This is a genomic window from Sorangium sp. So ce302 (genome assembly GCF_051530145.1).
GTDB classification, from domain to species: Bacteria; Myxococcota_A; Polyangia; order Polyangiales; family Polyangiaceae; genus Sorangium; species Sorangium cellulosum_B.
In genome coordinates this window covers 5,034,040-5,047,706 of the sequence record NZ_CP150326.1, presented here as the reverse complement: position 1 = coordinate 5,047,706, position 13,667 = coordinate 5,034,040, and the positions used below count along the sequence as shown (strand labels likewise).

Annotated in this window: 12 protein-coding genes; 7 read left to right on the top strand and 5 right to left on the bottom strand. The window is 69.6% G+C overall.

The features are described from left to right. The first annotated feature begins 158 nt into the window (after nt 1–158). A complete protein-coding gene (locus WME73_RS19135) occupies nt 159–1,901 on the top strand; it encodes an ABC transporter substrate-binding protein (RefSeq protein ID WP_437917409.1) in 1,743 nt (580 codons plus the stop codon). A gap of 6 nt (nt 1,902–1,907) precedes the next feature. Here WME73_RS19135 and minC read toward each other — a convergent pair whose 3' ends face one another. After that, the gene (gene minC / locus WME73_RS19130) at nt 1,908–2,753 is read right to left on the bottom strand and encodes a septum site-determining protein MinC (RefSeq protein WP_437746841.1); all 846 of its coding nucleotides are present in this window, start codon (nt 2,751–2,753) and stop codon (nt 1,908–1,910) included. 180 nt (nt 2,754–2,933) lie between these two features. Here minC and WME73_RS19125 point away from each other — a divergent pair, with 180 nt between their 5' ends. Then, entirely contained in the window at nt 2,934–3,722 is a 789-nt protein-coding gene (locus tag WME73_RS19125; protein WP_437746840.1) for a hypothetical protein, read from the top strand. A gap of 147 nt (nt 3,723–3,869) precedes the next feature. On the opposite strand, the gene WME73_RS19120 is transcribed toward WME73_RS19125, so the two are convergent. Both WME73_RS19120 and WME73_RS19115 read right to left on the bottom strand, forming a co-directional pair. Continuing rightward, nucleotides 3,870–4,901, bottom strand: a complete 1,032-nt coding sequence (locus WME73_RS19120; RefSeq protein ID WP_437916617.1) for an SDR family NAD(P)-dependent oxidoreductase — start codon at nt 4,899–4,901, stop codon at nt 3,870–3,872. Further along, entirely contained in the window at nt 4,898–5,431 is a 534-nt protein-coding gene (locus tag WME73_RS19115; RefSeq protein ID WP_437916616.1) for a TetR/AcrR family transcriptional regulator, read from the bottom strand. Before WME73_RS19115 ends, WME73_RS19120 begins: the two co-directional genes overlap by 4 nt. A gap of 613 nt (nt 5,432–6,044) precedes the next feature. Between WME73_RS19115 and WME73_RS19110 the strand changes: the two genes are divergently transcribed. Beyond that, the gene (locus WME73_RS19110; RefSeq protein WP_437746837.1) at nt 6,045–6,440 is read left to right on the top strand and encodes a four-helix bundle copper-binding protein; all 396 of its coding nucleotides are present in this window, start codon (nt 6,045–6,047) and stop codon (nt 6,438–6,440) included. Here the strand turns inward: WME73_RS19110 and WME73_RS19105 are convergent. Next, entirely contained in the window at nt 6,377–6,826 is a 450-nt protein-coding gene (locus WME73_RS19105; protein WP_437916614.1) for a hypothetical protein, read from the bottom strand. The two genes, WME73_RS19110 and WME73_RS19105, sit on opposite strands and share 64 nt — an antisense overlap. A gap of 282 nt (nt 6,827–7,108) precedes the next feature. Beyond that, nucleotides 7,109–7,657, bottom strand: a complete 549-nt coding sequence (locus tag WME73_RS19100) for a DUF305 domain-containing protein (RefSeq protein WP_437872728.1) — start codon at nt 7,655–7,657, stop codon at nt 7,109–7,111. Nucleotides 7,658–8,200: 543 nt separating this feature from the next. Here WME73_RS19100 and WME73_RS19095 point away from each other — a divergent pair. From WME73_RS19095 to WME73_RS19080, 4 genes are all read left to right on the top strand, one after another. Further along, nucleotides 8,201–9,466, top strand: coding sequence for an FG-GAP repeat domain-containing protein (locus WME73_RS19095; protein WP_437916612.1), 1,266 nt, complete (start codon nt 8,201–8,203; stop codon nt 9,464–9,466). A gap of 554 nt (nt 9,467–10,020) precedes the next feature. After that, nucleotides 10,021–10,863 carry a hypothetical protein gene (locus tag WME73_RS19090; RefSeq protein ID WP_437916611.1) on the top strand — a complete coding sequence of 281 codons (843 nt, stop codon included), beginning with the start codon at nt 10,021–10,023 and terminating at the stop codon, nt 10,861–10,863. Nucleotides 10,864–11,311: 448 nt separating this feature from the next. Continuing rightward, nucleotides 11,312–12,349 carry a cysteine synthase family protein gene (locus WME73_RS19085; protein WP_437916610.1) on the top strand — a complete coding sequence of 346 codons (1,038 nt, stop codon included), beginning with the start codon at nt 11,312–11,314 and terminating at the stop codon, nt 12,347–12,349. After that, nucleotides 12,336–13,649, top strand: coding sequence for a hypothetical protein (locus WME73_RS19080; protein ID WP_437916608.1), 1,314 nt, complete (start codon nt 12,336–12,338; stop codon nt 13,647–13,649). Before WME73_RS19085 ends, WME73_RS19080 begins: the two co-directional genes overlap by 14 nt. The last annotated feature ends 18 nt before the right edge of the window (nt 13,650–13,667 follow it).

The following is a 13,667-nucleotide window of genomic DNA, read 5'->3' as shown; positions in this document are numbered from 1 at the left end:
CGGTGATACCTGGCCCGATGGTTCACGGGGGCGAGCGTCGTGCATGGGTGCCTCGGCGGGGGCCGGGCGTCGTCGCTGGAGTGGTCACGGGAACGGAGCGTCGCGGGGGGGTCGAGATCGCCCGCGTGGAGAGGTGGATGTCTGGGATGAGTCGAACCATGCCGCGCCGCGCGTTCGTCCTGTCGGCGCTGCTGCTGTCCACCTGCGCCGCGGCGGGCTGTCGTTCGAAGAATGGCAGCGAGAACCCGTCCGCCGATCCGGAGCGGGCGGCGGCGCCTGGGGGGTCGGCGCAGGAGGCGGCGGCCGCCTCCGCGCAGCAGCCCCCGCCGAAGCGGGCCGCGGTGGTCACGATCGCGAGGGAGCAGCAGGCCACCTGGGTGCGCAACTTCAACCCCCTGCTCCCCGAGGGGAGCGCGCGCTTCCCGACGGTCGCCGGCATCTACGAGCCGATGCTCGTCTACAACACGATGCGGAGCGATTACACGCCGTGGCTCGCGACGAGCTACGCGTGGAGCGACGCGAACAAGAAGCTCACCTTCACGACGCGCTCCGGCGTCAAGTGGTCGGACGGACAGGCGTTCACGGCGAGGGACGTCGCGTTCACGTTCGCGCTCCTCAAGAAGCACGCGGCGCTCGATCTCGCCGGGGTGTGGAGGTTCCTCGGCGCCGTGACGGCGATCGACGACACCACCGTCGAGTTCACGCTGCGGCGGCCCTATGTCCCCGGGCTCAGCTATATCGGCCACCAGCCGATCGTTCCGGAGCACGTGTGGAAGGACGTCGTCGATCCGGTCGCGTTCGCGAACGAGAACCCCGTGGCGACAGGGCCCTTCACCGAGGTGAAGGTCTTCCAGAACCAGGTGTACGAGCTCGGCAAGAACCCGCGCTACTGGCAGGAGGGCAAGCCGGCGGTCGACGGGCTGCGCTTCCCGGCGTATCCGAGCAACGACCAGGTCACCCTGGCGCTCGTCAACGGCGAGATCGACTGGGCGGGCGCCTTCGTGCCGGACATCGAGCGGGTCTTCGTCGCCAAGGATCCGGCCAATCATCATTACTGGTTCCCGCTCGTCGGGGGCACCGCCACGCTGTACCCGAACGCCACGAAGAAGCCGTTCGACGACGTGCGCGTGCGCAAGGCCATCAGCATGGCGATCGACCGCGACCAGATCGTCAAGCTCGCGGCGGACAACTACACGCATGGCGCGGACGCGACGGGGCTGGACGACTCCTACGAGCGGTTTCGCAGCGAGAAGGCGGTGGAGGCCGGCGACTGGGTGAAGTTCGAGCCGCAGCGGGCGAACCAGATCCTCGACGAGGCGGGCTATCCGAGGGGCGCGGACGGGATCCGGACGAGGCTCGGCAAGCCGATGCACTTCGAGATCAACGTCGTCAGCGGCTGGTCCGACTGGGTCCGCGCGGTCCAGATCATCACGCAGAACCTGGAGAGCGTGGGCATCGCCGCGTCGATGAAGACCTACGACTTCAGCGCGTTTTACGCGGCGCTGCAGAAGGGCCTGTTCGATCTGTCGATGGGCTGGACCAGCGTCGAGCCAACGCCGTACAATTTCTACCGCGATCTGATGAGCGCAGATCTCGTGAAGCCGCTCGGCGAGGTGGCGCCGCGCAACTGGCACCGTTTCGGCGCCAGGGAGGCCGACGTGCTGTTCCACGCGTTCGAGTCCGCGACGGCCCCTGCCGATCAGAAGCGCATCCTGGACGGGCTGCAGATGATCTTCGTCCAGGCCGCGCCGGTGATCCCGCTCTTCAACAACCCGTCGTGGGGCGAATACAGCACGAAGCGGTTCACCGGCTTCCCGACGATGGAGAACCCGTACGCGAAGCTGACGCCGAACAACCCGCCGGAGTACCTCCTCGTCCTGACCGAGCTCCGGCCGCGATGACGCCCCCTATAGCCGCGTGACCACGAGCCCGTCGTTCTGCACGGAGATGCGGGCGGGCTTGCCGCGGTGCTCGTCGGGGATCTCGTCGGCCATGAGGTAGCGGCCGGCGATGGAGACGAACTCCGCCTCTAGGCTCATGCAGAAGATGCTCGCGTCCGCGTTGTTGTGGGCGCCGGCCATGGCGCGGCCGCGGAGCGGCGCATAGACATGGATGTTGTCGTTCGCGATGAGCTCCGCGCCCGAGCTGACCGGCGAGAGGACCACGAGGTCGCCGTGCGGCACGTAGATGACCTGCCCGCTGCGCACCGGCTGCCGCACGGTGAGCCCCGCCGGCGGCGGCTCCCCTGCCGCGTCCGGCGGCGGCGCGGCGTCCCTGGGGCGCCGGGCGGGCCCCGCCGCGCCGCGCTCCGTCGCGGCGGCCCCTGGCGCGCCGCGGTCCGGCGCGGGCCCTACCGCCACGGGCCCCGGCGTCGGGGTGCTCCCCTCGGCTGGCCCAGCCTGGCGCGACGAGCGCGTGAGCGGCGTCCGCAGCACGCCGAGGCCGGCGGCGACGGCCCACTCGCGCTGGGCGTCCGTCGGGTTGCGCACGGCGATGGGCACGAGGTTGTGCTTCCTCAGCAGCCCCGCGAGGGAGCCGAGGTCGACGGGCTCGTCGCCGAGCTCCGCGAGGTCGAGCAGGATCGGCAGGTGCAGGAAGAAGTGCGGCATCTGCGAGATGTGGTCGGCGAGCTGACGCGCGACCGCCGAAACATCCGCCGTCTTGAGACAGAGCATCGTGATGGCGGGCATCGTGCCCTTGAGCGCAAACGCCTGCTGCTCCTGCCGCTTCTCCCCTCGCCTGCCCGACACCATCGCTGTCCTCGCTCGCAAAAAGGTGCTCCCCGCGGCGGCACTCTAACCCGGATCTGGGGGCTCGCGCGGGAAAAACCGCTGGGGTTCCGGGCCTCGCCGCGCGGCCGGCGCGTCGCTGCCTGCGGCCGGCGCGCCGCTGCTTGGCTGGCCGCCTCGCGCGGTGCTAACGGTGGTTTGGCCATGCCGACCGCGCGCCGCGCCTCCGTACTGCGGCTCGATCCCCCTCCCGCCTCGTCCTCCACCTCTCCCTCTCCCGCGTCCCCGCGCGCGACGCCCCGACCGGTCGACGCGCTCGATCGCCACTTCGCGCTCGAGGTCCCGCGCGTGTTCTCCGAGGCGGAGCGCGCCGCGCTCGTCGCCGGGGTCCGCGCGGCCCGCGCCGAGTGGACTGCCGACTTCGGACGCGAGCAGTTCTCGCTCGGGCGCGCCTTCTACACGCACCTGGAGCAGGGGCGCTCCCGGGTCTATTTCGCCGACGCGGCGGCCTCCGACGCCCGCGTCGAGCGCCATCTCCCCGGGCTCCAGCGCCGGATGCGCGAGCTCGTCGCTGCGCTCACCGGCGGGCTCGCGCAGCCCCGGCGCGGCTTCTGCGGGCCAGGCGTCCACATCTTCCCCGCGGGGGAGAAGGTCGCGCGTGAAGGCGGCGTCGTGCACTTCGACACGGAGGGGCTCTCCGACTACCACCTTGCCCGCCGGCTCCGCGCGATCACCGTCGTCGTGATGCTGGAGCTCCCCGACGCGGACGGGGGGCTCAAGCTGTGGGATGTCCTCTACGATGGGCGAGACGACCCCGGCGACGAGGCGCTCTCCGCGCGGAGCCTCGTCGCCGGCTACAGCCCTGGCGGAGCGCTGGTCATCGACAGCTACCGCCTGCACCAGATACAGCCGTTCCCGGGCGACCGCGACCGCATCTCCGCGACGGTGCACGCGGCCGAGATCGACAGCGGCCGCTGGGAGACGTGGTTTTAGAGCGACAGGCGGGTTGATACTGCCTGAAAGGACCAGAATTTCGAACCGCCAAGCGCGCCCCCACTCATGAGGACAGACTCTTGGCGTCCCTGGCGGTGCATTTCTCGGTGGAGAGGCTGGAGCGCCGAAGCGCCGGTGGCGCGGCGCTCAGTCGCTCGCTCGCCCCGACGCCCCGAACGCGTGCCGCAAGTGCGGCCCGATGCGCCGGGCGATGACGAGATCGACCAGGGGCGGGGCGAACGCCTGCAGCAGCAGCAAGATCCGCGTGGACGCGCCCATCACGGCCCTCGTCCTCCTCGCGAGCAGGGCGGCCAGCACGAAGTCGGCGACCTTCTCCGGCGGCGCGAGCGTGCTCCCCGCGCGGCGCCAGAGATCTGCAAAGGGGCGCTCGGCGGCTGTGTCCGCCGGCGCCGGGCCGACATAACAGAGGCGCTCGGCCCGCCCCTCGACGGCAAGCTCGCGGTTCACCGCGCTGCAGAAGCCCGCCAGCCCGGCCCGCGCGGCCACGTCGACCGAGTAATACGGCAGCGCGAGGGTCCCGTCACCGAAGCCACCGAAGAGGGCGATCACGCCCCCTGGGCGCAAGCGCGGCAGGAAGGCGCGCGCCACATGGATCGGCCCCGCGAGATCGACGGCCAGCTCCGCTTCGATCTCCTGGTCGGTGTGCGTGTCGAGCCCCTTGCGCACGTCGACGCCGGTCGCGCACACCACGTGGTCGACCGGCCCCACGCGCGCCGCCACGTCGCGCAGCTGCGGCGCCGCGAGCTCGGCCGTGTGGTGGGCCGCGCCGTACGTCTCCGCGAGCCGAGCGAGGCGCGCGCCGTCGCGCGCGACGAGGACGACCTCCGCGCCCTCCCTCACCAGGGCGCGCACAACGGCCTCGCCCAGCCCGCCCGTGGCCCCGACCACCGCGACCCGCTTGTCGCGGAAGCTCCGGCCGGTATTGACCTTCGGAGGCCGAAAGCGCGCGAGCGCCTCGGCGCCGAGGACCAGCCCCGCCCCCCAGAACATGACCTCGCCGGCCCCGATGAGCCCGGCGGCGAGGGCGGCGCGCCCCCCGACCGAGAGCGGGAGGAAGGGCACGACAAGGAACGCCGAGAACCAGACCGGAAACGAGCCGATCACCGAGCCCCATGCGAGCGCGCGCAGGACCGCCTTGCAGCGAGAGGACGGCGTCACGGAGCGCTCCCCTCGGTCAGCTGCTGCAGGCGGCGGATGACCTCGATCCGTCGCTCGGGTGGCAGCGGGTCCAGCCCGAGCAGCTCCGCCATCCAGAGGCCGTCGACGGCGAGCCGGACGACCAGCGCGTCGATGGGACAGATGCCGTCGCGCGCGAGCCGCTCCGCCCACGCACGGTAGCGCTCGCGCAGCGGCTCCAGCAGGTGGGGCGCGAGCGCGACGGCCGCGAGCAGCGCGGCGCTTGTCCGGTCGGGCACGTCGCCCTCGACGGTGGCGTGCAGGTAGGCGCGCGCGAAAGAGCCCGGTTTGCCGTCCTCGAGCTGCGCGAGCCGGCGGTCGAAGCCGGCGACGAGCACCTCCACAAGGCCCCCGACGAGCGCCTCCTTCGAAGCGAAGTGATAGAGCAGCCCACCCTTGCTCACCCCGGCCTCGGCCGCGACGGCATCGAAGGTCATGGCGTCGCTGCCGTCACGGCGAACGACGACGGCGGCGGCGGCAAGGATGCGGTCGCGCTGGCTGATCCGCGGCATGTCGTTACTGTACCGTCCAGACGGTTCAGTTTCAAGGGGCAGCACGGCACGCGACCGCGCGAGCGCGGGACCGATGGGGTTTCCAGCAAGCCACGCCGTTGGCTCCCCTGCCCGCGCGGCCGTGCCTTGGCGGCGCGCTGCGACACACGGCGCCTCGTCGGAACCGGTAAGCCCGACAAGCCTCTCCGCGCGACGCACGGCACCTCGTCGGAACCGGTCAGCCTGACAAGCCCCTCCTCTCCAACTGGTGCGAGCCGCGTGCTCTCGCCAGCGCACCGGCCGCGGATGGCGACAGCCTGGTCGGCCGGATAGATGAAAGTGACCGTGCAGGTCACATCGATCCCATCGCCCCCCTCGAATCCCATCCGCCCAGATCTGTTCCAAGCATCGCCCTGTGAGCAGCCCAGACGCATGGGCGAGCAGAATGACACGACGCACGCGCGGCGTCGGCGCTGGTTCAGCCGCCATCCGAGCCGCGAATGCGGAGCGCTCTGACATGACGAGCCTGGTGAATTCGACAAGTCTCTCGCCCTGCCAGTCGGGCTCGTCCTGTGCGCGCGCGAGGCGAGCTCACGAGGCATCGAGAAGCATCATCGGAACAAGGGAGGGACACATGGCCCACAAGGGTTTCACTCTGAGCACGGCTTTCGTGAACACGGCCAGCCACGCCCAGAGCTGCGAGTCGATCTGCGTCCAGTCAATCCAGCACTGCCTCCATATGGGAGGCTCGCACGCGGAGCCTTCCCACATTCAGCTCCTGCAGGATTGCGCCAAGATCTGCGAGACGACCGCGACGTTCCTGATGCGCGGCTCGCCGCAACACAACCAGGTCACGGCCGCGTGCGCGAGCGTCTGCGAGCTCTGCGCCCAGAGCTGTGACAAGTTCACGGGTGACGCGCAGATGAAGGCCTGCGCCGACGAGTGCCGTCGCTGCGCCGCCGCGTGTCAGCAGGTCGCGCAGATGCGGCCGGGCGGGGCAGCCGGCGCGGGGCACCAGAGCGTGCCCTGAGACCGGCCAGGGCGCCGCGCGGGGCGGCGCTGACGGACCGCGAGCTCCGCCGCGGCGCTGTTCTCCTGCTGCTCCACCGCCCGGCGCGTCAGGTCGAGCTTCCCGGGCCAGGGGACCATCTGCGAGAGCTCGTACCGGATCATGGGCATCTCCTCGCCCATCGGGACCCGATCGAGCATCACGCTGACCGTGGGATCGGGCCACGCCCCCGCCGCCGCGGCCTCGTCCTGGAACGCGCGCCGCCGCAGCGCGCCCGCGCGCAGCGATGGGTTCCGGGCGAGTACGTCGGCGACGATCGCCGTCAGCCCGGCTTCCTCCGCCTGCGCGGCCTGCGCGCCGCCGAGCGACGCCAGCGCGAGCATGGCGGCGAGCAGTCTCGACTTCATGCCGGGGCCCACAGCACACGTCGTGCCGCGCGCTCACCGCCTGTCGCCGCCGGCGACCCCGCCAGCGCGCCGGCGCAGGGCTTGCGCGACGCGCGCAGATGGCGCCCCTCGCCCGGCAGCCGGTGTCGGGCTCAGCGGGCGGTTGTGACCGATCCAGTCACTTCACCATGTTTGATGTGGCCGTACCTGCTGCTCCTCGTCGAGGCTCGCCTCGGCCGGGCGCCACCCCTGCGATGCCGAAGGCGCCGCCGGCGCCGGCTCGCCGGAAGGCAGGCGCGGCCGTTACTCTTCCGGATACCACGCCGCTCGCCACGCCTTCATCTGGTCGATCTCCCTCTGCTGTGCCTCGATGATGCCGGCGGCGAGCGTCCTGATCTCGGCGTGCTCGGCCTTCTGCTGGGCCATCTCGGCGGCGTCGATCGCCATCTCGTGGTGCGGGATCATGGCGTCGATGAACGCCCTGTCGAACGGCTCCGCCGTCTTCAGCTCCTCGCTCTCCCTCGCCATGTCCATCGTGGCGTCGTGCTCCATGCCGGGGAGCATGGGCATCTCGTTCATGGGCGGCGTCTCGCCGCTCCCATACCACTGCTCGCGCCAGCTCTTCAGCTGGCTGATTTCCTGGTTCTGGGCGGAGACGATCTCGTCGGCCATCGCCTTGAGCTCCGCGTGCTCGGCCCGCTCCTGGGCCGTCATGGCCATCATCACGGCGCCCTCGTGATGGGGCGTCATCATGTCGATGAACTGCCGATCGAACGGGGCCGAGGCCGCTTCCCCACCGCCCGTCGTATGACCGTCATGCTCGTCCGAGGACGACTTGCCGCACGCGTTCACGAGGACAGAGGCTCCCGCGAGGACGAGCGCGGCGAGCAGGCGGTCTGGACGTGAGCTCTGCCTTCGCCCCTCGAGCGCGCCTCGGTGCAACGGACACGACAACGAAGCGCGGCGCTCACGGGCCGTGGCACACCCCCCGTCGGGTTCGATCGGTCGTGAATGCAGACTCGGAATCATGGCATCCTCCGGTGTCAGTGGACCTGACCGCCGATGCGAAAGCGGTGCCGCCCTTTCCCCCTCGGGAAGGGCGTCCCATCGGCCAGCTCATGCCCACGCAGAGCGTCCTCGAGCGGTCAAGATGCCGCAGGTGTGGCGTGTTTGTTCGCGTGCTCGTACAACCGCTAGATTGAACCCACGTTGTCTCCCATGGGCGAGCCTCTGCCCTTCCAGAAGGGATTGTTGACACATCCCACGGGTCGCACCCGAGCCTTGCGGGCCCTGGCAGGCCCCTCGGAGCGAAGAAGTCTGGACGAGAGCCGTCCGTGCGCCGGCATGCGCCTTGCCATGCAACTTGGTTGATCGACTTGGCATCCCAACGTGCTGATGGGCTATCGCTCGGGCCAGGTCGCCATGCACCCACGGTGCTCGTGGCACGCACATCTCCATGAGATTTGCCGCCGACGGGGAGGACGTGGCGCCCGACTCGTGCCATCGGGACGGTCTTGGGCTCACGTGCTCAACCCCGCAGAGGGGTCCCGGCAGCGGACACTGGGTGCCGCTGTCTCCGAACGAGCCGGCCTACGCTGCTTGGTAAAACTCATGATGCTCGCGGGTGTGCTCGCGGCGATCCGTCCGCCGGTCTCTCGTGCGGGTAACGACCTGGACCGCGATACGGCCGGACGCGCTCTCCCGTCGCCTGGCGTGGCGGGGCAGAGGGCGAGCGACGGAGCCTGGCGGGTCTTACAAGGCGACTTCAATGGCGACGGTATGACCGACGTGCTCTGGGTCGATACCACAAGCGGCTCACTGGCCGTATGGCTGATGAACGGGACCCAGGTCTTCTGGCCCGGGCCGGAGCTGCCGGGGCTGAGCGGCAGCGGCTGGCGACCCATCAAGCCAGGTGACATGAACGGTGACGGCCTGCGGGATGTGATCTGGAACAACTCCGAGAGGGGCTCGCTGGCCGTGTGGCTGATGAACGGGAGCCAGGTCCTCCGGCCCGTGCCGGAGCTCCCGGGGCCGAGCGGCGACGGCTGGAACGCCATCTCCGTGGCGGACTTCAACCGCGATGGCCTGCCGGACGTGCCCTGGTACAACTCCGGGAGGAACTCGATATCCGTCTGGCTGATGAATGGAACTCAGGTCCTCTGGCCTGGGCCGGAGCTCCACGGGCCGAGCGGCGGCGGCTGGAAGGCTACCGCGACTGGAGACCTCAACTCCGACGGCACGGCGGACGTGCTCTGGCTCAACTCCGGCGAGAGCTCCATCGCCGTGTGGCTGATGGACGGGACCCGGCTCCTCGCTCCGGGGCCGGAGCTCCACGGGCCGAGCGGCGGCGGCTGGAAGGCTACCGTCGCTGGGGACTTCAACTTCGACCGCATGGCGGACGTGCTCTGGAGCAACCCCGGCGAGAGCGCCATGGTCGTGTGGCTGATGAACGGGACCCAGGTCCTCGCTCCGGGGCCGGAGATCCCGGGGCCGAGCGGCAGCGGCTGGAGCCCCGCTACGTCCGGGGACTTCAACTTCGACGGTATGCTGGACGTGCTCTGGTATAACCCCGAGAAACACGCGATCGCCGTGTGGCTGATGGCGGGCTCTCAGGTCCTCTTGCCAGGGCCCGAGATCCCGGGGCCGGGTGATCGCCCGTAGGGTTGGCCGCGGATTACGCGCGTGCGCCGCTTTCGCCAACATCCTCGAGCACGTCGCGCGGCATGATGGGCGAGGTCCACGTGGCGAGCCGATCCCGGCCGACCCTCGATGGATCGGAGTGGCCTCCGGAGCGTGGCATCCCTGATGCATCCCGCGAGCTTTTCATGATTCCGTAGTTTCCCCAGCCCACCCTCGAGCTCGGCCCGCTGCACATCTGATCGGACGCGCGAGGACCTCGGCCAGCCTCGGCATTCGCCGCGGTGCGCGCTGCGGCCGTCCCGGTGACCCCTGCGGTCACCGCGCCGTGACCCCACAGGTCACAACTCAGGAGCGCCGAGCGGCGCTCCGATCGACGAAAACTGATGCCGTATGACGATCGCCTGTGACCGTGGAAGGCACAACGAGGCGGCCGCTTCGCTCCTCCATCGGGGCGATCGAACCTGGCACGGGGACTTCCATCCTCCCGGCGGCCTTGAAGCCCTGGTATGGCGCTTGCGTAGTCCTTGCGCAATCATGGGGTTTTGGCCCGGCTCGGCCCGAGCAAGGAGCTCACCATGTTCATCCCTCCATCTATTCAAGGTTCTCTCCTCCTGTTGTCCGCCTCCTCCGTCCTCGCGGCGGGCTGCGTCGCCGACCCGTCGTCCGATGCGGGCGAGCCCGTCGATGATACTTACCAGAGCTTCGATGAATGGAAGGCCAGCCTCCCGCGCGATCCGAACGACGGCGCTTATCTCGTCGACGGCGACATCGGCGTTCACGACGACGTGACCCTGAAGGAGCTCTTCGCCGTGCGCCAGCAGCCGGGGGCGCTCATCGTCAACAAGCGCAGCGACGGGAGCGATGACCGCTGGAGCGACGAGCAGAAGATGAACCTGACGTATTGCGTCTCTCCGCGCTTCGGCGACGATTATGACGCGGTGGTCGCCGCGACGCGGTCGGCCGAGTCCAGCTGGGCGAGCGCCGCCGCCGTGCGCTTCGTCTACCAGCCCGACCAGGACGAGGCCTGCGAGTCCGAGGAGCATCCCGTGCTGTTCGAGGTCGTCCCCGCCAGCGGCACCACGTACAACGGGCGAGCTTTCCTTCCCAGCATGGTCGCGCGGGGGTATCACCAGGTCTTCATCGATCTGGAGAACATCGCTCGCTCCGCCTCGAAGACCCTGACCGGGGTCCTCCGGCACGAGCTCGGGCACGTCCTCGGCTTCCGGCACGAGCACGCCCGGCCGGAGGGCAACGGCGCCTGCACCGAGCGTCCCGGCTGGCGGGCGCTCACGCCTTATGATCCGGCGTCGGTGATGCACTACAACGCGGAGAGCCGGTGCGAGGGCACCAACGGGGGAGACTACGTGCTGACCTGGCTCGACATGGCAGGGGCGGCGAAGCTGTATGGCGAGCCTTGATGAGCTCCTCCGCAACGGGTGGCCGCGGGCGGCCGGTCTCCACGTTGCGCCGCCCGCGGCGCGAAGGATGTAACCGATAGGGTTACAATTCATATGACCGATGCGGTTACCCGCAGAGCTCGAGGACCGAAACTCGCGGGCAAATTCGCTGAAACGGCCTGGCATGCGCGTTGCGTTCACGGCTGCACGACCGAATAGAGCAGCAGGGGACTGGATGAGAGGCAGCAAGCGAATGGACAAGACGAACATGCATCACGGCCGTGCCTTGATCCCGACCGCCCGTAACAAGAGGACGCGAGCGCCGTCGATGGCGGCGCCGGCGTTCGAGCGCGCTGAGCCCAGGCCACCGGGCATCGCGCGCGAGGTGAGGAGGCAGGGCACGCGAGCGCATGCCTTCGCGCTTCGCGAGCGCAGGCTTCGCGAGCGCAGACCGCGGCTCGCCCGCGACGTGAGCGAGGCCATCGGCCATGTCCCGTTCGTCCGCCTGAACCGCATGGGAGAGGTATGCGAGCGACACGACCTGTTCCTCAAGCTGGAGTCGTGCAACCCCGGCGGTAGCATCAAGGAGAAGAACGCCGCGTACCTCATCAAGGAAGCTGAAGCGAGAGGGCTGTTGCGTCGCGGCGGAACGATCGTCGAGTCGAGCTCGGGCAATTTCGGCATCGGTCTCGCCATGGTCGGGGCGTCCCGGGGCTACCGCGTGATCATCGTCGTTGATGCCAAGACCGCCCCGCCCATGCGGCGTATGCTGGAGGCCTACGGCGCGGAGCTCATGGACGTACCGCTCTCTGCAATGGATGCGCACGGTTCCATGCAGGTGGCTCGCATGAGGAAGGCGGCCGAGCTCGCCATGGAGATCCCCGGCGCGTGGTACCCTTGCCAGCACCTCAATCCTTCGAACCCTGAGGCCCATGCGCTCTACACGGCGCCCGAGATCGAGGAGGCCTTCAGCGGCCCGCCGGATGTGATCGTGCTGGGCATCAGCACGGCCGGCCAGCTCGCTGGGGTCGCGAAGTTCTTCCAGCGCTGGTACGCTGGCACCAAGCTCGTCGGCGTCGACGTGGCCGGCTCCGCCATCCTCGGAACGCCGCGCCATCCGTACAAGATGACCGGGCTGGGCCTCTCCTTCGTTCCACCCAATTTCACTCCGGTGGCGCTGGATGCCGCGTATTCTATTTCAGACCAGATGGCCTTCTCCGTCTGTCACGCGCTGGCCAAGAAGGAGGGCCTGCTCCTGGGAGCGTCGACCGGCGCGATCGTGGCCGCTGGCCTGGCCTACGCAGCGCCCTTCGTGCGGCGCCAAGAGGTCGTGTTCATCAACCCTGACCGCGGCGATCGATATCTGGAGACCGTCTACAACCGGGAATGGCTCGCCGCGCAGGGCATCGAGATCCTGGAGGACGATGCCCTCATGGCGGCGATCCGGAGGCTCGAACCGGCGTCCCGCGAGAAGATGATGGAGAACGCGCAGCATGAGCGAGCCTGAGGCGACGGAGATGACGGTTCGGTCGCTCTGGGCGCAGTTCCTCCCGCTATCGCTGAGCGAGGTGACGATGGCGGCCGGCGAACCGCTCATCACGACGACGCTCGCCCACCTGCCGGAGGCCCAGGTGAACCTGGCAGCTGCCGGTGTGGCGAAGTCGCTCGCAGTGTTCTTCGAGAGTCCGATCATCATGCTCCTGCACGCCTCGAACGCGCTGTCGGCTGCCGTGGCGTCCCGGAGGGCGCTCTTTCGCTTCATGATGATCGCCCTAGCGGTCCTGACGGGCGGCCTCTTGCTGTTGGCGTCGCCGCCCGCCTTCGCGTTCTTGGGGCGGCATGTCTTGCGCCTCGACGGCGCAATCGGCGAACGTGCGCAGGTCGTCCTGCTCCTCTTGATCCTCTGGCCGGCCGCGATCGGGTGGCGGCGCTATTTCCAAGGCCAGCTCATCCGCGCCGGCCACGCCAGGCAGGTGGGCCGGGCGGGCCTGGCGAGGCTCGCCGTCCTCGCCGCCGTGCTCGCGGTCGGGTTCGCGACCGGCATGCCAGGCGCCTGGCTCGCGGGCACAGCGCTCATCCTGGGCGTGATCTCCGAGGCGCTGCTCGTGACGGTAGCGGCCAGGAAGCTCGGCACAGCTCACGCGCCGCAAACCGCAGACGCGCGCGACCTCCCGACGGATGTCGCCGGCGTCTGGCGGTTCTACTGGCCGCTCGCCAACTCCATGCTCGTGGTCTGGGGCGGACGCGCGATCCTCGTAGCGCTCGTGGCACGCGCCGAAGATGCGTCCGTCGCGCTGGCTGCCTGGCCCGCCGCGTGGGGCTTCGTGCTCTTGATCGCGAACACGACGCGCATGGTCCAGCAAGTCATCATCCGCAACCGCGCCCAGGCGTCGGACGGCCTCCTGGTTCGGTTTGCGCTGAGCGTCGGAGTACCCTGTACACTGCTTCTGCTCGGCGTCGCGGTGACGTCGCCTGGGCGGCTCTTGCTGAGTGCCTTCCTCGGACATGACTCGTCCCTTCTGGCAGGAGGTTTGCCCGTCGTCCTACTTTGCTCCATCGTGCCGATGGTCATCTCACTTCAAAACGCGGTTCAGGGGTTCCTGATCAGCGAAGGTCGCACGAGCCGGGTCAATGTTGCGACATGGCTCGGAACAACCGTCCTCCTGGGCGCTGCTGCCTCGGGGATCCGAGCAAAGATGCCCGGCGCCACGGCGGCCGCGGCGGCCATGCTCGCGGCCCTCGCCGCCGAAGTCCTGTGGCTGAGTCTCGGGCTGCGCCAGCGTGCCGAGCGGGATCAAGCGCGCTGACCGGGAGGCTCTCTTGCC